This window comes from Bradyrhizobium sp. AUGA SZCCT0222, assembly GCF_018130205.1.
Taxonomy (GTDB): Bacteria; Pseudomonadota; Alphaproteobacteria; order Rhizobiales; family Xanthobacteraceae; genus Bradyrhizobium.
In genome coordinates this window covers 177,608-198,501 of sequence record NZ_JAFCLX010000012.1, presented here as the reverse complement: position 1 = coordinate 198,501, position 20,894 = coordinate 177,608, and the positions used below count along the sequence as shown (strand labels likewise).

The window sequence follows — 20,894 nt, the reverse complement described above, 5'->3', positions numbered from 1 at the left end:
ACGGCAGCGACGGAGTCAACCAAGAACTCGTCTCCGGGGAGAGCACGGCATAAGCCGTAAAGCCATTGCGCAGGGAATGTCGGATGTTCTCCGCTGCCCTGTATGCTCATGTGCAGCATTTTTTGTGCTAACCGCACATGAGACCGCGGGTGCAGCGCGCATCCGGCATTCCCTGCGCCCTCTATCTTCGAGGGCAAGGAATTCTGGCAAAAGCTCGGGCGCAATGCGTCGCGAGAATGCGAAAGTGCGTTTTGGATGATAGTGTCAACAACAAACACAGCCGTCGTCCCGGGCTTGACCCGGGACCCATACGCCGCGGCCCATCGGTGAGAGCGCTGACGTTAGATACCTTCCGTTACAATAGCCGCCGCGGAGTATGGGTCCCGGCGTTCGCCGGGACGACAAAAAGCTCAAACCGGCTGAATTGCCGGAGCCCGCAATCCCGCCGCCTTGACCTTACCGAAATCCGCGGTGGATTTTCCGGTCAGGGCCGCCAGCACCAGCGCGACCATGTGGGCGAGGCGTTCGTCCCGCGCTTCCTTCTTCAGGAGGTCGCGGCCGAAGATCACGCTCAGCGTCGCGCTGTTCGACAGATAGAAGAAGCACAGTCCGGCGATCGAGATATAGAGCTGGACCGGATCGACCGCGACGCGGAAGTCGCCGCTTTCGACGCCGCGATTGACCACCGTGCGGATCATCTCGACGAACGGCGAATGCATCGATTTGACCTTGGTCGAGCGCTTGAGGTGGCGCGCTTTGGCAAGGTTTTCCGTATTGAGCAGCGCCAGGAATTCCGGATTGCGGATGAAGTAGTTCCAGGTGAAATCGATCAGCCGTTCGATCGCCTTGGGCGGATCGAGATGTTCGAGATCGAGGGTGCGCTCCTCGGCGCGGATCTGCTCATAGGCGCCTTCGAGCACCTCGAGGTAGAGGTCTTCCTTGTTGCCGACGTGATAATACAGCATGCGCTTGTTGGCGCCGGCATTGGCCGCGATCCGGTCGACGCGCGCCCCGGCGAGGCCGTGGGCGGCGAACTCCTGCTTGGCGGCCTCGAGAATGCGGATCCGCATCCCCTCGGGGTCGCGCTGCCATTTCAGAACACGTTTTGCCTTTGCCAATTCAATCGCTCGATGATCGCCTGGACGGGATGTAGCACGCTATCCCCGTCATTGCGAGGAGCGTCAGCGACGAAGCAATCCATGTATCCCCAGCGGCGGCATGGATTGCTTCGCTTCGCTCGCAATGACGTTGAATCAATCGAGCGCGCCCGGCTTCACCGACGGCTGTACCAGCAGCGTCGGCACGCCGCAGGTGCCGTTGCGCACGGTCATCACCCGCGTCCCCGGCTTGCGGCCGGTGCGGATTTCGGAGACGTCGACGCCGGCAGCCGTCAGCCGCGCATGGGTGGCGTCGATATCGGCGACGCGCCAGCACAGGCCCCGCAGCCTGTCGTGAAGTTTATCTTGGAGTTTATCTTGGAGTTTATCTTGGAGTTTATCTTGGAGTTTATCTTGCGCCCCGTCCGCCGGCTTGCCCGGCCGGTGTGTCACCTCGACGATGAGATCGCCGCAGCGGAAGAACATCAGCCGGCCCCAGTCCGGATGCGACCGGTCGAGCGCCATGTCGAGCCCGAGCCGCGCGCCATAGAGCGCGGCGGCCCGCTCGGGATCCGGCGTCGAGACCACGACATGATCCATCGCGGTGATCGATGCCGGCCCGGTTCGCATCGACAGCGGGCGCTCCTTTGCCAGTTCGAGGAAGAACATGCGGATGCCACGCGTCGCATCGGACGCGGCGCGGGTGCGCTTCCACGACAAGGTCGCCTCCGTGACCGCATCGCGGCTTTCGACCTCGGCGACCGGCTCCGGCTTCAGGGTCAGCCGGTCGAGCCTGCGATGCAATTTCGTGATGTCGTTGGTGCGAAAACAAAGGCTCGCCAGCCCCTCACCCTGCGCCGCGAGCACGGCGCGAATGCGCTCCGCCGCCTCGCCGTCGCCGCTCGGCGCCATCAATTCCAGCGTCACGTTATCGAGCGTGAACAACACGCGCTCGGCGCCGTCGCCACTGTTGCGCCAGGCCGGCGTCCGCCCAAACAGCGCCTGATAGGCCGCCTCGCCCGCCGAAATATCGCCGGTGAGTACGACCACATGATCGAGACCTGTAATCACGGCAAAAGCCCTCCCCCTTTTGTCGCACCGTCCGGAACCCCGGGCAGCGGTCAGCCGTTATGGCCCGGCATCCTGACGATGCCTCAAGGACGGTCCTAATCCCCTGACATGCCCTTCTCAAGCCGCAAACACGGCACGGCTGCGAATAATTTCAGCGAATGCATCCGACAAGCGGTGCTAGTGTAGCGCGCCGGGCCGGACCCACCCTTCAGCCCAACACTCTGAAGTACAATGACGGAAAACGAATGCAGGCCCTCTTCATCGGACAGACCTATATCGACGTCACCTTCATCACCGACCACATGCCGACCGGCGATGAGAAGCATGTGGCCTCGGCCTACGCGGTGTCGTTTGGCGGCAACGCCGTCACGGCCGCGTTCTGCTGCGCCAAGCTCGGCATCGTGCCGGACCTGATTGCGACTGTCGCCAACGACTGGCTCGGCCGCATGTTCTGGGACATGAGCGCGAAATACGGAATCTCGATCCATCCGCGCAAGGTCAACGCCTCCTCGCTGTCCTTCATCATGCCAAAGGACGGCAAGCGCGCCATCGTGCGTTGCCGCGACGACGAACACATCCATCCCTTCCCCATCCTCAATATCAAGGGATGCCGCGCGCTGCATATCGACGGCCACCAGCCGGACGCTGCCATCCATTACGCCAAGCTATGTCGCGAAGCCGGCATCCTGACCTCGCTCGACGGCGGCGGCCTGCGCAACAACACCCATGAGCTCCTGGAATTCATCGACGTTGCCATCGTCGCCGAGCGGCTGTGCGAACAGATGGACAAGACGCCAGAGACAATGCTGGATTATCTCAAGAGCCGAGGCTGCCGGGTCGGCGGCGTCACGCTCGGCGAAAAGGGCCTGCTGTGGTACGACGAGACCGGTTCGGTTCGCAGCCTGCCCGCACTGCCGATCCCGCGCGAGCGGGTGATCGACACCAACGGCGCCGGTGACGTCTTTCATGGCGCCTACGTCTATTCCTATTTGAGCAACCCCGGCAAAAGCTGGCGTGACCATTTCGAATTTGCGCGCGCCGCGTCGACCTTCAAGATCCAGCGGCTCGGCAACGAGGCGGGATTGCCGACGCTGACGGATATCGAAGTGGTCAAGATGGCGTTTGCGGCCAGCTCGTGACCGGATGAATCGGAGCTAGAATGGGGCGCGTCTTCGTCGCCGGCAGCATCAACATGGATGTGGTGGCGACCGCCGACCGGCATCCGCTTGTCGGCGAGACCGTCGCCGGCAAAGCGGTGCTGTATTTCCCCGGCGGCAAGGGCGCCAACCAGGCGGTGGCGGCCGCCAAGCTCGGGGTATCAACCACGCTGATCGGCCGGCTGGGAACGGATGCCTTCGGGCAACAATTGCGGGCGTTTCTCGCCGCGCAAGGCGTCGACCTCGCGCATCTCAAGGACACCGCCGAGGCCCACACCGGAACGGCGCTCATCACCATCGCCAATGCCGACAATACCATCGTCGTCGTACCCGGCGCCAATGCGCTGGTGAGTGCCGAGGATGTCGGCACGCCCGTTCTCGCCAGGGGCGACATCGCAGTCAGCCAGTTCGAAATCCCGCTGCCCACGATCGCTGCATTCTTCGAGCGCGCCCGCGCTGCAGGTGCGACCACGATCCTCAACCCCGCGCCCGCGACCAGGTTCGGACGCGAGCTGCTCGACCTCGTCGACATCCTCGTTCTCAACGAGACCGAGCTTGTGCTTCTCGCCGGCACCGAGCTTCGCGATACCGATGATGACAACAGCTTCATCGAAGCTGTCCGGTTGCTGCCGTCAAACCGCGACCAGATCGTCTGCGTGACGCTGGGCAGCCGCGGCGTGCTTGCGATGATCGATGGTCAGCCGTCGGTCATCCCCGGCCGCAAGGTGAAGGCGGTGGATACCACCGGCGCCGGCGATTGCCTTGTCGGCGCGCTCGCGGCGCAGTTGGCGGATGGAAAAGCCATCCGCGACGCCCTCGCCTATGCCAATGCCGCGGCATCGATCTGCGTGCAACGGATGGGCGCGGCACCCTCGATGCCGACGGCCGCGGAAGTAGCGGCCGCTATCTGAGCCAACAAGAAGGAAAAACATGGCCAAGATCGAACGCGTCGAAATCCTGCAGGTCGATCTGGTTCCGAAGGTGGTGCGCACCGACGCGATCCAGTCGTTCGCCGCGCAGGAAACCCCGATGGTGCGCATTCACACCAGCGACGGCGTCGTCGGCACCGGATACTCCTACACGATCGGCACCGGTGGCTCGTCGGTTGTCGGCTTGCTGCGGGATCATCTGGTGCCACGGCTGCTCGGCCGCGATCCACTCGACATCGAGGCGATCTGGAAGAGCCTGTTCTTCTCAACCCATGCGACCGCGGTCGGCGCCATCACCAGCCTCGCACTCGCCGCCATCGATACCGCGCTGTGGGACGTCAAATGCCTGGCCGCAGGCCGGCCGCTCTGGAAGGAGGCCGGCGGCGCGCAAGCCGCCATGCCCGTCTACTCCACCGAAGGCGGCTGGCTGCATGTCGAACCGCAGGCGCTGGTCGATGACGCGCTCGCGGTGCGCGCGCAGGGTTTTGGCGGCGCCAAGATCAAGGTCGGCCGGCCGCATGTCAGCGAGGACATCGCGCGTCTCTCGGCGGTGCGCGAGGCGGTCGGGCCCGGATTCGAGATCATGGTCGACGCCAATCAGGCCTTCACCGTCGGCGAAGCGATCCGCCGCGCGCGACTTTACGAGCCGCTCGACCTGGCCTGGTTCGAAGAGCCGCTGCCGGCGGAGGACCTCGGCGGCCACATTCGCCTCGCGGCCTCGACCTCCCTGCCGATTGCGGTCGGCGAGTCGATCTATCACCCGAGCCACTTCCGCGAATATCTGCAGCGCGACGCCTGCTCGATCGTTCAAGCGGATGTGGCGCGTATCGGCGGCATCACACCGTGGCTCAAGGTCGCCCACCTCGCTGAAACCTTCAACGTTCCGATCTGTCCGCATTTCCTGATGGAATTGCACGTCTCGCTGTGCGCCGCCGTGCCGAATGCGGCCTGGGTGGAGTGGATCCCGCAGCTCGACACCATCACCACCAGCCGCCTTGCGATCGAGAACGGCAAGGCCAAGCCGCCGTCGGCGCCCGGCATCGGTATCGCGTGGGACTGGCAGGCGATCGCAAAGCTGCAGGCGTTCACGCCGATCGTCGTGAGCGCCTGACGTCACCTGAGCAGGAAAATGCGCGGCGGTGGCATCGAAACGCAGCCGTTACTTCAGCGACTGCAATTCGTCGTACTGCGCCCGCGTCCATCCGGCGCCGGCGGCGGCATCATTGTGCAGCGGAACCGCTGCTTGCCGGAATGCCTCTCGATCCGGCTCGACCACGGTCATGCCGAGCTTCTTGAGCTGTGTCGCCAAAACCCGCTCGGAAGCTTCGATCGCCTCCGTCGCCTTCGCAGCGGCCTCCTTCATCGTATCCGCAAACAGCTTCTGCTCGTCCGGCTTCAGCTTGTTCCAGACGTGGCTGCCGATCACCGTCACCATCGATTCCGTGATGTGGCCGGTCAGCACGATGTGACTCTGCACCTCGTAGAATTTCTTGGCCATGATGGTGGGCAGCGGATTCTCCTGACCGTCCACCAGGCCTTGCCGGAGCGCATTATAAACGTCGGAGAATGCGATCGGCGTCGCGTTGGCGCCGACGGATCTGGTGAACATCAGCACCAGCGGCGCCGGCGGCACACGCAGCTTCATGCCCTTCATGTCGTCGGGCTTGCTGATCGGCTCGTTGGCGGTGACATGACGCTGCCCGTAATAGGTCAGCGCGACGATCTTGTGCCGGGTCTTGTCTTCATAGTCCTTCGCAAGATCGGCAAACAGCTTGCTGGCGCGATAGGCCTTCCAATGGTCGAAATCGCGCAGCATGAACGGCGCGCCGGTGATGCCGAGCGGCTTGTAGGTTGCCGCGACGAAGTTGATGCCGACGTAGACGATATCGATGGTGCCGAGCCCGAGCCCCTCATTGAGCTGATTCTCGTTGCCGAGGCGGGAAGCGGGAAACACCTCGATATCGAATTTGCCGTTGCTACGTTTCCTGATCTCGCTCGCCGCCCACAGCGCTTCGGTGTGGTAGGGCTCGGTGATTTCATAGACATGCGCCCATCGGAGCTTGGTCTGGGCCGAGGTCGGGCTGGCCATGACCACGGCAAGGATGACGGCATTGCTTAGCATCAGACAGCGTGTCCAGGCGGACATGCTACCCTCCCCGATTGACTCACCGAAGCCTCTGGCGGGCCTGCTGCAGCGTTGCCGAAATGATCCGCCGATGCAAGTGGACCGGCGGCAGAGCCCCTCCGACTTAAGTCAGCACGCTCTTCAGATCGAAGCTGCTATCAGCCGCCTGCTCCGGCCCGATCGAGCCGTTGGCGGCCAGCAGGCGCCGTCCGAACATGTGATCCCCGGCGCGGTTGACGGATTCGATGCCGACGAGTTGCCCGGACTTGTAGCAGAAGGCGGAGAACGCTCCCGCCCCTTGATCGCCGCGCACCACCACCTGGTCATAGCCCGTCGTCAAACCCGCGATCTGAAGCTTGTGGGGACCCTGGTCGCTCCAGAACCACGGCAGCCCGTCATAGACTTTGGCATCGCCAGTGAGCCGCGCCGCGACACAGCGCGCGTGGTCGGTGGCGTTCTGCACGGATTCCAGCCGCAGCGATCCGCCGAAGCGCGGGCTGGCATAGAGCGCGCAATCACCGACCGCCGAGATATCCGGATCGGCCGTCAGCAAATGTTCATCGACGATGATGCCGGCCGCAACCGGCAGGCCGGCATCGGCCGCCAGTTCGACGTTCGGCAGGACGCCGACACCGACCACCACGAGATCGGCTGGCATATGCCGGCCATCGCTGAGGCTGACGCCGGTAACATTGCTGCCGGTGCTCTCGATGCTCGTGACCTGCACGCCGAGATGAATGCGAATGCCGGCCGCCGTGTGGCTCGACTGGAAGAATTCGGAGATTTCCGCGGTCACCGCGCGCGCCATCACGCGGGTGCCGAGTTCGACCACGTCGACTTCCAGGCCCTTGCCCCGGGCGGTCGCGGCGAATTCCAGTCCGATGAAGCCGGCGCCGATCACAACGACGCGCTGGCCGGATCCGATCCGGTGCCGCAACGCCTCGCTTTCGTCGAGGGTGCGCAAATAGCGCACGCCCTCCAGATTGGCGTTGGGAATGTCGAGCAGGCGATTGCGCGCGCCGGTCGCCAGCACGAGGTGGCCGTAGTCGAGGAAGGAACCGGAGGCGAGCAACAATTTATGCGCCCCGCGGTCGATCGACACCGCCCGGTCGGAAATCAGCTCGATCTTCTGGTCGGAAAAGAATTTTTCCGGCCGGAACATCAGGCTGTCAGGCCCGCCGGTTCCCTTCAGATAGGCCTTGGACAGCGGCGGCCGCTGGTATGGCAGATGGCCTTCGTCATTCAGGAGCACAATGCGCTCGGCAAAGCCGTGCTGGCGAAGCGAGGCCGCAACCTGAAAGCCGGCATGTCCGGCGCCGACGATTACGACAGGCCCTTGCAAATCCGGTCCTTGCGTCATCGGGACAACCCAATTGCAGGCGCACAGGAATTACCCATGTCGTCTCCTCTCACTGCTGATGTTGGCTTGCTCGCCTCGTGAGAGCGGCGCTCGTGTCCGCGTCCCGAACGATGGGCACCCATTAAGCCCAAAGGTTCGGCAACGCGCAAGGGCACCCCTGCCCCGGAAGGACGGATAAGGCCGCATCCTGCGGCCGGGTCCGGGATTGTCTCCCCCGGGCTTCTGCGATTTAAATGCGGGCGTCCGTTCCGCCCGGAGGATTTTCCGATGACGACACAAGATCATACCGCTGCCCCATCCGATGAGCCGGCACGGCTCACGATCGAAGGTCCGATTGCGACCATCACGCTGAACCGGCCCGCGGCGTTCAACTCGATCGACCTGTCAATCGCGAAAAAGCTGGAACAGCTTGGCGCCGAGGTCGAGGGCAATGACGCGATAAGAGTGCTGGTGATCCAGGGCGAAGGCCGCGCCTTCAGCGCCGGCGGCGATCTGCAGACCATCGGTGCTGCCGCAGCCGCCGACACCATTGCGCCGGTGGTCGGCGAACTCTTGAGGCACTACCACGCCTTTATCGAAACCATCCGGCGGATGCCGAAGATCGTGCTGTCGAGCGTTCACGGCTCGGCGGCCGGCGCCGGCATGGGCCTCGCCTTCGTGACCGATCTTTGCATCGCCGCTGAAGACGCCCGCTTCACGCCGGCTTACGCCAAGATCGGCGTGTCGCCGGATGGCGGCAGCACCGTCGGCATGGTGGGCACCGTCGGCACCCGCCGCGCGCTGCAGCTGTTTCTCGCCGAAGACAGTTTTTCGGCGCAGCAGGCTTACGATTGGGGTTTGGTCGCCAGGGTCGTTCCGGCCGCAGAACTGAAGGCGGCGACGCAAAAATTCGCCGAGCGATTGGCCCAGAACCCGCCGGCGGCGATCAGCGGTACCAAGTCACTGGTCTACCAGGCCGCGGTCACCCCGACCAAACAGCAGCTTGATGCCGAGGAACAGAAGATCATCGACGCCATGCACACCGATGATTTCCGTGTTGCGGTGAAGAAGTTCACCAGCAAGGGGAAGTAGAGGCGGCAACCGAAGCCTAGCCCTTCCCCTCGCCGCGCATGAAATCGAAATCGCAGCCTTCGTCGGCCTGCAGGATGGTCTCGTTGAACAGATGCGCGTATCCGCGCCTGGCCCATTCGGGTGTTGCTGCCGGCGCCAGCGCGGCGCGGCGTTTTTCGAGCTCGGCATTGTCGACCAAGAGATCGATGCTGCGTTTGGCGACATCGAGCCGGATCATATCGCCATTCCTCACCAGCGCCAGCGGACCGCCGACAGCGGATTCCGGCGTGATGTGCAGCACGATGGTGCCGAACGCCGTCCCGCTCATGCGCGCGTCCGAGATCCGCACCATGTCCTTGACGCCTGCGCGTCCGAGCTTTTTCGGGATCGGCAGATAGCCCGCTTCCGGCATGCCCGGCGCGCCCTTCGGCCCGGCATTGCGCAGCACCAGCACGTCGTCGGCATTGACGTCGAGCGCGGGATCGTCGACCCGCAGCGTCATATCTTCAACGGACTCGAACACGACCGCACGGCCGGTATGTTGCAAGAGCTTGGGGCTTGCCGCCGAATGCTTGATTACGGCGCCGCGCGGCGCAAGGTTGCCGTGCAACACCGCCATCGCGCCTTCCGGCTTGATCGGATTGCTGCGGGGACGGATCGCGTCCTGCCCCGGTACTTCCTCGGCGTCAGCCACGACATCGCGCAGCGTCGCACCGGTGATGGTCTTTGCATCGAGATCGATGAGATCGCCGAGCTGCGCCATCAGCTTCGGCAGGCCGCCTGCATGATGGAAGTGCTCCATGTAGTGCTCACCCGACGGTTTCAGGTCGATCAGAACAGGCACCTCGCGGCCGAGCTTGTCAAAACCTTCGAGATCGATGCGGTGTTTGGTGCGGTTGGCGATCGCGGTCAGATGAATGAGGCCGTTGGTGGAGCCGCCGATCGCCTGCAGCACCACTTGCGCATTCCGGAACGACGAGGCGGTCAAAAACTCGCTCGGCCGCGGCCCCTTCGCCTTGGCCAACGCGGCGGCGACCTTGCCGCTCGCTTCCGCGGAACGGAAGCGTTCGGCGTGTGGCGCCGGAATCGTCGCGCTCATCGGCAGCGACAGGCCCAGCGCCTCGGTGATGCACGCCATCGTCGACGCCGTGCCCATCACCATGCAGGTGCCGACCGATGGCGCCAGGCGGCCGTTCACGGCTTCGATCTCAATATCGTCGATTTCGCCGGCGCGGTATTTTCCCCACAGCCGTCGGCAATCCGTGCAGGCGCCCAGCACTTCGCCCTTGTGATGCCCGACCACCATGGGCCCTACGGGAATGACGACGGTCGGAAGGTCCGCACTAACGGCAGCCATGATCTGCGCAGGCAGGGTCTTGTCGCAACCGCCGATCACGACAATGGCGTCCATCGGCTGGGCGCGGATCATCTCCTCGGTATCCATCGCCATCAGGTTACGCAGATACATCGAGGTCGGATGCGAAAAACTTTCGGCGATCGAGATGGTCGGGAACACCATCGGCATCGCACCGGTCAGCATCACGCCGCGTTTCACCGCCTCGATGATCTGCGGCACGTTGCCATGGCAGGGATTGTAATCGCTGTAGGTGTTGGTGATGCCGACGATCGGGCGGTTGAGCGCGTCGTCGGAATAGCCCATCGCCTTGATGAAGGCCTTGCGCAGGAAAAGCGAGAAGCCAGCATCGCCATAACTTGCCAGTCCCTTGCGAAGTCCGTCATCAGCCATCTTGTTCTTCCCTGTTGCTGCAGACTCGCACTAAAGGAGCCTGAGAAATTATTGTCAATATTTGATATCCGGCGTCAAAACTACGCTGTTTCGTCACCAATCATGTTGCATTATTGACAATAATACCCGTGCGTGCTGACTTCCAGCGATGATCGGAAGCGAGCATCCCATGAACAAGCCGTTGCGCGTTGGCCTCGTCGGCGCCGGCATGGTGAGCCGCCATCATCTGATCGCCTGGGCCAGTATAGCAGATCAGGCGCGCGTTGTTGCGGTCGCCGATCCCTCGGCCGACAACGCCGCACGCCGTGCAACCGAATTCGCAATATCCAACACCTACGCCAGCGCGGAAGCGATGCTGGCCGAGACCGAACTTGACGCCATCGACATCGCGGCGCCACGCGAGATGCACGCGCCGCTGGTCCGGCTCGTGGCAGCTAAGCGCCTGCCGGTGCTCTGTCAGAAGCCGCTGGCACCGAACCTGCAGCAAGCGACCGACCTCGCTGCCGAGGTCCGCGACCTGACGCGGTTGATGGTGCACGAGAACTGGCGTTTTCGCGGATATTATCGTGACGCCGCGGCCTGGCTGCGAGAGGGCCGTATCGGCAACATCAAGCAGGCGCAACTCACCTTGCTCACGTCGGGTGTGCTGCCGGGACCCGACGGGCTGTGCCCGGCGCTGGAGCGACAGCCCTTCATGCGGCGCGAGAAGCGCATGCTGGTCGCGGAGGTCTTGATCCACCACCTCGATACGCTGCGGATGCTGCTCGGGCCGCTGCGCGTGACGGCGGCTGCGCTTTCGCGCTCGAGCGAGCAGTTGGTCGGCGAAGACGGCGCGGTGATCCAGCTCCAGGCTGGCAACGGCGCCGGCGTCACGGTGTTTGCGAGCTTTGCCGCGCACGGGCATCCAGCCACCCAGATCGATCGGCTGGAAATTCTCGGTGACAAGGGCGCCATCAAGCTCGACGGGCCGCAACTCATCTGCTCGGGTGCTGCGCCCCAGGAAAAGGTCTACGATCTCGCCACCGAATATCAGGGGTCGTACAACCGGACGATTGCGCACTTCGTGCAATCATTACGGGACAACACGCCGTTCGAGACCGCACCGCAGGATAATCTCGAGACGCTGCGGCTGGTCGAGGATTGCTATCGGCTGTCAGGCTGGGAGGCTTTGCAATGAAGCCGCAGGAAGCTTTGACCGAGATTTCCGCGCTGACGCGCGAGGAAGAGCAGGCGGAGGTGATCCGCCGGCTGGAAGAGGACATCATCTTCGGCCGCTTCGCGCCGGGTTCGCGGCTGGTCGAAGACACGCTGATGACGCGCTACCGCGCCAGCCGGCATTTCGTGCGCCAGGGGCTGTTTCAACTTGAGCGCCAAGGCATCGTGCTGCGCGAGAAGAACATCGGCGCCACCGTGCGGTTCTATTCGGCCGAGGAAGTGCGGCAGATCTACGAGGTGCGGGAAATGCTGACGCGGCAGGCGGCGCTGATGATCGCCCTGCCCGCGTCAGCAAGCCTGATCGAGCAGTTGAACGAATTGCAGCGGCAATATTGCGCCAGGGCTGACGCCCAGGATCTGCGCGGCATTCACGAAGCCAACGACGCATTTCACGTCGCGCTGTTCTCCGCCTGCGGCAATCCCTATCTGGTGCGTTCGCTGCAGGACTACATGAACCTGACGCTGCCGATGCGCGCCAAGAATCTGGCCGACAAAGAGGGGCTCGCGCTGTCACGGCGCCAGCACGAATTCATGATCGAACTCTTGAAAGGCCGTGACAACTGGGCGCTGGCGCAGCTTTGCGTCGACCACATGCAATTTAGCAAGTCGGATTATCTCCGGCGGATCGCGGGGGATGAGGGCACGACATAGACGCCGTCATTCCGGGATGCGCCACTTGGCGCAGGCCCGGAATCCATAACCACCATCGGGAGTATGGATTCCGGGCTCGTGCTTCGCACGCCCCGGAATGACGGAAGTCACTTCCAATCCACGATCCTGCTCTTGTCGCCGTCGAACTCCATGCCGCAGAACGTGCCGCCCTGGTAGAAATCGCTGACGGGATCAGGCTTGAGCTTGGCCTGCTCGGCCATCGCATGCTCGCGATGATCTTCGCCGCGGCCGGTCGGGCGATAGCCGAGCTCGTAGGCGCGGTGATTATCCCACCACGCGCGCTCGTTGTACGACGCGCCGTAGAAGATCTCGAAATGAATGTCGGGGTGGTCGAGCCCGATCCGGCAAAGCTGCACCAGATCTTCCGGCTTCAGCCAGATCGCGAGCCGGCGATGGTCGAGCGGCTTTTCGCCGAAATTGCCGATGCGCAGACACGTTACCCCAAGCCCGTGCTTGTCGGCATAGAGCGATCCGACCGCTTCACCGAACACCTTGCTGACGCCGTAGCGGCTATCGGGACGCGGGGTGACATCGGTGCCGATCCGGTGGTGGCGCGGATAGAAGCCGACCGCGTGGTTGGACGAAGCAAACACCACGCGCTTGACACCCTTTTTGCGCGCCGCCTCGAACAGATTGTAGCAGCCGATGATGTTGGACTGCAGGATCGAATCCCACGGCCCCTCGACCGAATAGCCGCCGAAGTGCAGGATGCCGTCGACACCCTCGCAGATCGCCTCGACCTGCGCGGGATCGGCCAGATCAGCCGCCTTGAATTTCTCGTTTGCGCCGAGATCAGCAGGCGTCGCAAGGTCGCTCAGCAGCAGATCCGGATAGATCGGCGGCAACAGTTTGCGCAGGCTGGTGCCGATTCCTCCGGCGGCGCCGGTCATCAATATGCGTGGCATTTCTTTCCTCTTCGTTGCGACCGATTTGCGGTCGCTGGCCGACAATGATAGCAAACCAAACCGCGAGGAAACGCAACAGCAACGAGAACAGCAAATGTCCGAGGTAACACCCCGCGCCGGCTGGCAGCCGGCGACCTATTATCCCGATCCGGCGATTCACGCCCTCGATCCGCGATTTGAGAAATACTGGCTCAAGCTTTCGGCGGTAGAACGGCTGACCACCGGCCTGCGCTGGGCCGAAGGACCGGTATGGTTCGGCGACGGGCGCTATCTGTTGTGCAGCGACATTCCCAACAACCGCATCATCAAGTGGGAAGAGGAGACCGGCGCGGTCAGCCACTACCGCAAGCCGTCGAATTTCGCCAACGGCCATACCCGCGACCGCCAGGGCCGCCTGATCACCTGCGAGCACGGCGGCCGGCGTGTTGTCAGAACCGAATATGACGGCTCGATCACGGTGCTGATCGATTCCTTTGGCGGCAAGCGGCTGAATTCGCCGAACGACGTCGTGGTGAAATCGGACGGTTCGATCTGGTTCACCGATCCGATCTTCGGCCTGCTCGGCAATTACGAGGGCTACAAGGCCGAGCCCGAACTCGACATGAATGTCTACCGGATTGATGGCGCCACCGGACAAGCGACCATCGTCGCCGAGGGCATTTTGGGGCCGAACGGGCTTTGCTTCTCGCCGGATGAGAAGATTCTCTACGTCATCGAATCCCGGGGCGTGCCGACCCGCAAGATCCTCGCCTACGACGTCTCGCCCGGCGGCAACACGCTTTCCGACAAGCGCGTCTTCGTCGATGCCGGTCCCGGCACGCCCGACGGCATGCGCGCCGACATCGACGGCAATCTGTGGTGCGGCTGGGGGATGGGCGATCCCGAACTCGACGGCGTCGTCGTGTTCGCGCCCGACGGCGTCATGATCGGCCGCATCGCCCTGCCCGAACGCTGTGCCAACCTCTGCTTCGGCGGCCTCAAGCGCAACCGGCTGTTCATGGCCGCGAGCCAGTCGATCTACGCGCTGTATGTGAACACGCAAGGCGCGCTCGGGGGATAAGTCAGCGCCATCCCTGCCCGCGCCGGTTCAGCCCTTCTTTTCCTGCGCGGCGGCGGTCTGCTTGGCCAGGCCCTCCTCGAAGGCCTTTTCCAGCGTCGCGGCATAGGTGTTGAATTCACCGGGATTGACGAACGGATTGGGCGCGCCGTCGGCCAGTTTGGCGCGCTTCTCCTGCATCTTGTACATTTCCGGATGCGGCGCGAGCAGGACGTCCACCTTCATGTCCTTGGCCCGCGCGAACGTCTTGCGGTAATCGGCGACGATCCCGGGATAGGTCGGGTTGGTCACGAGGCGGTTCAGTGCCACCGTGCCGCTGCAGAAAATCAGGACCGAGCGGGTGGCATCGCCGTCCTTCACCGAAAATTCCCAGCTGGTGCAGCCCGGCGAATGGCCGGGCGTTTCGCGCGCGGTCAGCTTCACGTCGCCAAGCGTAACCGTGTCGCCCTCGCGAACCGTGCGGTCAACCTTGACCGGCGGAAACGCGAGCGCGGTGTCCTCGCGCGCTCCCGGATAGTAGCCGCCTTCGAGCAACGGCTTGTCGGCTTCGCCGGCGACAAGCTGGGCGCCGCTCGCAGCTTTCATTTCGGCCAGACCACCGGCGTGGTCAATATGGGCGTGGGTATTCAGGAGATATTTGATGTCGGTGATCTTGAAGCCGAGCTTCTCGATATTGCCTTTGATCTGCGACGTGGCGTCCGGCATGACAGTATCGACCAGGATATGCCCCTGCGGCGACGTGATGAGATAGGACGCAAGGCCGTTGGTGCCGACATAGTAGACGTTGCCGATCATCTTGAACGGCGGCGTCGGCTCGTTCCATTTCACCAGCAGCGCGGCGATCAGATCCTTTGGAGTCTGGGCTTGAGCTGCGCCGGTCAACGGAATCAGCGCGACAAGCGCAATGGCCAGTTTCCTCATATCCGATCTCCCTTTTTGTTTTTTTGTCTTCGCATCATTGCGGCTGCGCGTTGATGCAAGCCTCTACCATGCACTCTAACGACAATGCCGGCTGCTTTGGGGCAGCCGGCATTGTTTTGAATAGACGGCGTTAGCAGCGCCGCATCAGCTTACGCGGCGTTGTAGCCGGCGACCGCCTTCACTTCGAGATATTCCTCCAGGCCGTACTTGCCCCACTCGCGGCCGTTGCCGGACTGCTTGTAGCCGCCGAACGGCGCGGTGCGGTCGTTCGGGACGCCCTGCAGGTTGACGTTGCCGGCGCGGATCTGCTTGCCGACGCGGCGCGCGCTTTCGACGGTGTCACCGGTGACGTAACCGGCCAGACCATACGGCGTGTCGTTGGCGATCTTGACCGCCTCGGCTTCGTCCTTGGCACCGAGGATCGTGAGCACCGGTCCGAAGATTTCCTCGCGGGCGATGGTCATGTCGTTGGTGACGTCGGCGAAGATGGTCGGGCGTACGTAGAAGCCCTTGTTGACGCCCTCGGGCAGACCGGGACCACCGGCCACGAGGGTTGCACCTTCCTCGATGCCCTTGTGGATCAGCGCCTGGATCTTGTCCCACTGGATGCGGGACACGACCGGGCCGATGGTGGTGCCGTCGGCACGGGGATCGCCCGCCTTGGTCTTGTCGGCGACCGCCTTCGCGATGGCGGCGACTTCCTTCATCTTCGACAGCGGCACGATCATCCGCGACGGCGCGTTGCACGATTGTCCGGAGTTGTTGAACATGTGCATGACGCCGCCGGTGACGGCCTTGGTGAGGTCGGCGCCTTCCAGGATCACGTTCGGCGACTTGCCGCCGAGTTCCTGGCTGACACGCTTCACGGTCGGCGCGGCGCGCTTGGCGACATCGACGCCGGCGCGGGTCGAGCCGGTGAACGAGATCATGTCGATGTCAGGATGCTCGCTCATCGCGGCACCCACCTCGGGGCCGAGGCCGTTGACGAGGTTGAACACCCCCTTCGGCACGCCGGCTTCATGGAGGATTTCCGCGAAAATCAATGCCGAGGTCGGCGTGAATTCCGACGGCTTCAGGATCATGGTGCAGCCGGCGGCAAGCGCGGGCGCGACCTTGCAGGCGATCTGGTTCAGCGGCCAGTTCCACGGCGTGATCATGCCGATGACGCCGACGGGCTCACGCAGCACCGTGGCGGTGCCGAGGTTTTCCTCGAAATGATAGTTCTTCAGCACTTCCAGCGTGGAAGCGATGTGGCCGAGGCCGGCGCCGGCCTGCAGGCGCTCTGCCATCGGCAGCGGCGCGCCCATTTCGTCGGAAACGGCAGCGCCGATGTCCTTCATGCGGCCCTTATAGATCTCGATGATCTTTTCCAAGAGCGCGACGCGCTCCTCGCGGCTGGTCTGCGAGAAGGTCACGAAGGCGCGCTTGGCGGCAGCGACGGCCTTGTCGAGATCGGCCTTCGAGCCGAGCGCAACCTCATACATCGCCTCTTCGGTCGCCGGATTGACGACGGGCGTGGACTTCTTGACGGCGGGATCGACCCAGGCGCCGTCGATGTAGAATTGCATACGGTTGACCATCGGAAACCTCGTTATTTCACAGGACGGAAGGATTAAGGGAACGGGGGCGTTCGGCAGGCATCCTTGCACGAAAATCCCGGCAATTGAACCCGCCATATGCGGGATGCCGCGTCGCGGCAGGCACCGGATATAAGGTCAGGCGCGTGACGGATGCAAGACGGTAACCGTCGCCCCGGCGAAGGCCGGGGCCCATACGCCGTGAACTCTCATTTTGGCACTCCGGCCGACACCGATTAACACAACCACTGCGGAGTATGGGCCCCGGCCTCCGCCGGGGCGACGCGTCACACCGCCATCTTCCGATGCCGCACCGGCGCTCCCACCGTGAGGCTTTCCGCCGCATCGATGATGGCGTTGGCGTCCATGCCGTGGTGGCGGTAGAGGTCGGCGATGGTGCCGGTCTGGCCGAACTGCTCGACGCCCAGCGCCTCCACCCGGTGCCCGCGCACGCTGCCGAGCCAGCCCAGCGCCGCCGGATGGCCGTCGATCACGCTGACAATGCCGCAGTCGCGCGGCAGCGGCGCCAGCAATTGTTCGATATGGCTGAGATGCGCCACGCCGCGGCGGTCGCGGCGCAGTTTTCGCGCCGCGGTCCAGCCTGAATGCAGCCGGTCCGCCGAGGTCACCGCCAATAGTCCAACGTCCCGGTGGCTCTCCCCGATGAAGCCGACCGCCTCGATCGCCTCGGGCGCGACCGCGCCGGTATAGGCGATCACGACGTCGCAGTTCGCACCCGGCTTGCGCAGCCAATAGGCGCCTTCGGTGATCTCGCGCTGCAGGTCCGGTGTCATGATCCGCTGCGGCTGGTCGATGGTCCGGGTCGACAGCCGCAAATAGACCGATCCGCCTTCACCCGCTTCGCGCTGCATATGCGCAAAACCCCAGCCCATGATCACGGAGAGTTCATCGACAAAGGCCGGCTCGAATGAGGCCAGGCCGTCCTGTGCAATGCCGATCAGGGGCGTGGCGATCGACTGGTGCGCGCCGCCTTCCGGCGCCAGCGTAATGCCCGACGGCGTCGCCGCCACCATGAAGCGCGCGTCCTGGTAGCAGGCGTAATTCATCGCATCGAGGCCGCGCTGGATGAAGGGATCGTACAGCGTGCCGATCGGCAGCAGCCGCTCGCCGTTGATCTGATGCGACAAACCCAGCGCCGAAAGCATGATGAACAGGTTCATCTCGGCGATGCCAAGCTCGAGGTGCTGGCCCTTCGGCGAGAAATCCCAGTTGAAGGTCGAGGGGATTTTCTCCTGGCGGAACAGATCGTGGTTTTCAGCCTTGGCGAACAGGCCGCGCCGGTTGACCCAGGCGCCGAGATTGGTCGACACCGTCACGTCAGGCGACGTGGTGACGATGCGCGAGGCCAGTTCGGTGTCGCCGCGCGCCAGTTCGTTGAGCACGAGGCCAAAGCCTTGCTGGGTCGACATCTGCGCCGCCGCCTTGAAGGCGAGCCGCTCGGGCACCTCGATTACGGGCGCGGTGAGGCGCCGGCGGCCCTCGGCGTTGAACGGCGCTTCGGTGAGGAACGCTTCGAGATCAGCTGCATCATGCGACAACCCTTCGAACTTCTCCCATTCATGACCGGGGCGGATGTTCTGCGCCGCACGCCATTTTTCCATCTGCGCGACCGTCATCAGACCCGCATGGTTGTCCTTGTGGCCCTGCATCGGCAGCCCGACGCCCTTGATGGTGTAGGCGATGAAGCAGACCGGGCGATCATGATCGATCGACTCGAAGGCATCGATCATGCTGGTCATGTCGTGGCCGCCGAGATTGGACATCAGCGCCAAAAGCTCCTCGTCGCTGCGCCGGTCGATCAGTTGCGTCACCAGACCTTGATCGCCGATGTCGTCCTGCAGGTGCTTGCGGAACGCGGCACCGCCCTGGAAGCACAGCGCGGCATACATCTGGTTCGGGCAATTATCGATCCAGCGCCGCAGCGCCTCGCCGCCGGGTTCGGCGAACGCTGCCTGCATCAGCGTGCCATATTTCACGATTCTGACGTCCCAGCCGAAATTGCGGAACATGGATTCGAACTTTTCCCAGAGCCCTTCGCGCACCACGGCGTCCAGGCTCTGGCGGTTGTAGTCGACCACCCACCAGGTGTTGCGCAGCCCGTGCTTCCAGCCCTCGAGCAACGCCTCGAAGATATTGCCCTCGTCCATTTCGGCGTCGCCGACCAGCGCGATCATGCGCCCCTCGGGACGATCTTTCATCCAGCCATGCGACGTGATGTAATCCTGCACCAGCGAGGAGAACAGGGTTTGCGCCACGCCGAGGCCGACCGAGCCGGTGGAGAAATCGACGTCGTCGGCGTCCTTGGTGCGCGACGGATAGGATTGCGCGCCCTTGAAGCCGCGGAAATTCTCCAGCTTCTCGCGGGTCTGATGCCCGAACAGGTACTGGATGGCGTGAAACACCGGGCTCGCATGCGGCTTCACCGCGACGCGGTCCTGCGGCCGCAGCACCGAGAAATACAGCGCCGACATGATGTTGGCGAGCGATGCCGAAGAGGCCTGATGGCCGCCGACCTTCAGGCCGTCGGCGTTGGCGCGGATGTGATTGGCGTGGTGGATGGTCCACGACGACAGCCAGAGCACTTTTCGCGACAGCGCGGACAATAATTCCAGGCGTGCGGGCTCGATGGGCATGGCGGTGCTCCGGACTCAGGGGTCAAGCTGGCGAAATTTTAGCGGTCATCAGGCTCACAGAAATCTCAAATTTACGCGACATACCGGCCAAAATTGGGATAAAATCCCAATCTGAACCCCATTATCCAGAGTTCATTCCAATGCACGCCCTCGACGCCATCGACCGCAAGATCCTCAGCCTGCTGCAATCCGACAGCCGCATGACCATGCAGGAGCTCTCCGAGAAGGTCGGACTCTCGGTGTCGCCCTGCCACCGCCGGGTGAAACTGCTCGAAGAGCGCGGCGTCATCACGCGCTATATCGCCACCGTCGACCAGAAATCGCTCGGCCTGCATGTCAGCGTCTTCATCTCGATCAAGCTGGCGCGGCAGAAGGAAGAAGACCTCAACCGGTTTGCGAAAGCGATCTCGAAATGGGACGAGGTGCTGGAATGCTACCTGATGACGGGAAATCGCGATTACCTGCTCCGTGTCGTCGCCGCCGATCTGTCGTCCTACGAGGCGTTCTTGAAGAACAAGCTGACGCGGCTGGATGGGATTGCGTCGATCGAGTCGAGTTTTGCGCTGAGCCAGGTGAAATATTCGATCGCGCTGCCGGTGTGAGGAAAAGCACTCATCTCTCGTCGTCCCGTCTTTCGTCGTCCCGGCGAACGCCGGGACCCATACTCCGCGGCGGTTATTTTGCGAAAGGTATCTAACGTCAGCGCACTCACCGATGGGCCGCGGCGTATGGGTCCCGGCGTTCGCCGGGACGACGGCGGTGTTTGTTGTAGGCACCATCATCCAAAACGCGCCTTCGCATTCTCGCGACGCGATGCGCCCGAGCTTTGCCAGAAACTTCCCGCCCTCTCATCAAGAGGGCGCAGGGAAGACCGGGTGCGCGCTGCACCCGCGGTCTCGCGTGCGGTTTGCACAAAACAATGTGCACACGAGCATACAGGGCAGCGGAGAACACCCGGCCTTCCCTGCGCAATGGCTTTACGGCTTATGCCGTGCTCTCCCCGGAGACGAGTTCTTGGTTGACTCCGTCGCTGCCGTTCAGCTCTCGCCTACCCGACAGCTTGACACCTGCAACGGGTGCCAGGACCACACGGTTTTGCCGTACGCTTAGTCCGCGCCATCGTCTCAGCGCAAACAAGCGTCCACCGCAACCCGCCCAACGTCCGTGACGACGGCCGACGCCCTTCTGAGTAGGACGGGATGGACAAACACATACCTCTGATTTCTATTCTGGTAAACAGAAATATTTTTAATTTCAGGGCTTGACAAGAATTCCGTAAATCAGAACTGATTTGCCCGACGGGCTAGATGTTGTAGTCCGTAGCCCGGATGAGCAACTCGATATCCGGATCTTGTGT

17 protein-coding genes are annotated in these 20,894 nt (G+C 63.2%); 8 read left to right on the top strand and 9 right to left on the bottom strand.

Annotated features, from left to right (window positions below; all coding sequences use genetic code 11):
• Positions 1–410 precede the first annotated feature (410 nt).
• Positions 411–1,118, bottom strand: a complete 708-nt coding sequence (locus JQ629_RS13700) for a TetR/AcrR family transcriptional regulator (protein WP_212413125.1) — start codon at positions 1,116–1,118, stop codon at positions 411–413.
• A 135-nt stretch (positions 1,119–1,253) separates the two neighbouring features.
• The gene (locus tag JQ629_RS13695) at positions 1,254–2,168 is read right to left on the bottom strand and encodes a VOC family protein (RefSeq protein ID WP_212413124.1); all 915 of its coding nucleotides are present in this window, start codon (positions 2,166–2,168) and stop codon (positions 1,254–1,256) included.
• 245 nt (positions 2,169–2,413) lie between these two features.
• Here JQ629_RS13695 and JQ629_RS13690 point away from each other — a divergent pair, with 245 nt between their 5' ends.
• The 3 genes from JQ629_RS13690 to JQ629_RS13680 are packed head-to-tail and all read left to right on the top strand — an operon-like array spanning position 2,414 to position 5,365.
• A complete protein-coding gene (locus JQ629_RS13690; RefSeq protein WP_212413123.1) occupies positions 2,414–3,307 on the top strand; it encodes a sugar kinase in 894 nt (297 codons plus the stop codon).
• A gap of 20 nt (positions 3,308–3,327) precedes the next feature.
• Complete coding sequence (locus JQ629_RS13685; RefSeq protein WP_212413122.1) at positions 3,328–4,236, top strand: ribokinase; 909 nt, start codon at positions 3,328–3,330, stop codon at positions 4,234–4,236.
• 19 nt (positions 4,237–4,255) lie between these two features.
• Positions 4,256–5,365 (top strand): mandelate racemase/muconate lactonizing enzyme family protein, encoded by a 1,110-nt coding sequence (locus tag JQ629_RS13680; RefSeq protein ID WP_212413121.1) that lies wholly within the window; start codon positions 4,256–4,258, stop codon positions 5,363–5,365.
• A 48-nt stretch (positions 5,366–5,413) separates the two neighbouring features.
• Here the strand turns inward: JQ629_RS13680 and JQ629_RS13675 are convergent, their stop codons facing one another.
• A complete protein-coding gene (locus JQ629_RS13675; protein WP_249135020.1) occupies positions 5,414–6,400 on the bottom strand; it encodes a sialic acid TRAP transporter substrate-binding protein SiaP in 987 nt (328 codons plus the stop codon).
• Between the two features lie 103 nt (positions 6,401–6,503).
• Entirely contained in the window at positions 6,504–7,739 is a 1,236-nt protein-coding gene (locus JQ629_RS13670) for an NAD(P)/FAD-dependent oxidoreductase (RefSeq protein WP_212413120.1), read from the bottom strand.
• Between the two features lie 267 nt (positions 7,740–8,006).
• On the opposite strand from JQ629_RS13670, the gene JQ629_RS13665 reads away from it, so the two are divergent.
• Complete coding sequence (locus tag JQ629_RS13665; protein WP_212413119.1) at positions 8,007–8,810, top strand: enoyl-CoA hydratase/isomerase family protein; 804 nt, start codon at positions 8,007–8,009, stop codon at positions 8,808–8,810.
• A 16-nt stretch (positions 8,811–8,826) separates the two neighbouring features.
• On the opposite strand, the gene JQ629_RS13660 is transcribed toward JQ629_RS13665, so the two are convergent.
• A complete protein-coding gene (locus tag JQ629_RS13660) occupies positions 8,827–10,536 on the bottom strand; it encodes an IlvD/Edd family dehydratase (RefSeq protein ID WP_212413118.1) in 1,710 nt (569 codons plus the stop codon).
• 169 nt (positions 10,537–10,705) lie between these two features.
• Between JQ629_RS13660 and JQ629_RS13655 the strand changes: the two genes are divergently transcribed.
• Both JQ629_RS13655 and JQ629_RS13650 read left to right on the top strand, forming a co-directional pair.
• Complete coding sequence (locus JQ629_RS13655) at positions 10,706–11,713, top strand: Gfo/Idh/MocA family protein (RefSeq protein WP_212413117.1); 1,008 nt, start codon at positions 10,706–10,708, stop codon at positions 11,711–11,713.
• The gene (locus JQ629_RS13650; protein WP_212413116.1) at positions 11,710–12,402 is read left to right on the top strand and encodes a GntR family transcriptional regulator; all 693 of its coding nucleotides are present in this window, start codon (positions 11,710–11,712) and stop codon (positions 12,400–12,402) included. The genes JQ629_RS13655 and JQ629_RS13650 overlap by 4 nt, the downstream gene beginning before the upstream one ends.
• A 107-nt stretch (positions 12,403–12,509) precedes the next feature.
• On the opposite strand, the gene JQ629_RS13645 is transcribed toward JQ629_RS13650, so the two are convergent.
• Positions 12,510–13,328, bottom strand: coding sequence for an NAD-dependent epimerase/dehydratase family protein (locus JQ629_RS13645; RefSeq protein WP_212413115.1), 819 nt, complete (start codon positions 13,326–13,328; stop codon positions 12,510–12,512).
• A gap of 94 nt (positions 13,329–13,422) precedes the next feature.
• Between JQ629_RS13645 and JQ629_RS13640 the strand changes: the two genes are divergently transcribed.
• Entirely contained in the window at positions 13,423–14,388 is a 966-nt protein-coding gene (locus JQ629_RS13640; protein ID WP_212413114.1) for an SMP-30/gluconolactonase/LRE family protein, read from the top strand.
• 27 nt (positions 14,389–14,415) lie between these two features.
• Here the strand turns inward: JQ629_RS13640 and bla are convergent, their stop codons facing one another.
• The 3 genes from bla to JQ629_RS13625 all read right to left on the bottom strand — a co-directional run bounded on the left by bla (position 14,416) and on the right by JQ629_RS13625 (position 19,537).
• Positions 14,416–15,306, bottom strand: coding sequence for a subclass B3 metallo-beta-lactamase (gene bla, locus JQ629_RS13635; RefSeq protein WP_212413113.1), 891 nt, complete (start codon positions 15,304–15,306; stop codon positions 14,416–14,418).
• A 149-nt stretch (positions 15,307–15,455) separates the two neighbouring features.
• Positions 15,456–16,886 carry an aldehyde dehydrogenase family protein gene (locus JQ629_RS13630; protein WP_212265013.1) on the bottom strand — a complete coding sequence of 477 codons (1,431 nt, stop codon included), beginning with the start codon at positions 16,884–16,886 and terminating at the stop codon, positions 15,456–15,458.
• Positions 16,887–17,170: 284 nt separating this feature from the next.
• Positions 17,171–19,537, bottom strand: coding sequence for a thiamine pyrophosphate-binding protein (locus JQ629_RS13625; protein WP_212413112.1), 2,367 nt, complete (start codon positions 19,535–19,537; stop codon positions 17,171–17,173).
• 140 nt (positions 19,538–19,677) lie between these two features.
• Between JQ629_RS13625 and JQ629_RS13620 the strand changes: the two genes are divergently transcribed.
• On the top strand, positions 19,678–20,139 hold the full coding sequence (locus JQ629_RS13620; RefSeq protein ID WP_192734786.1) for an Lrp/AsnC family transcriptional regulator: 462 nt from the start codon (positions 19,678–19,680) through the stop codon (positions 20,137–20,139).
• Positions 20,140–20,894 lie beyond the last annotated feature (755 nt).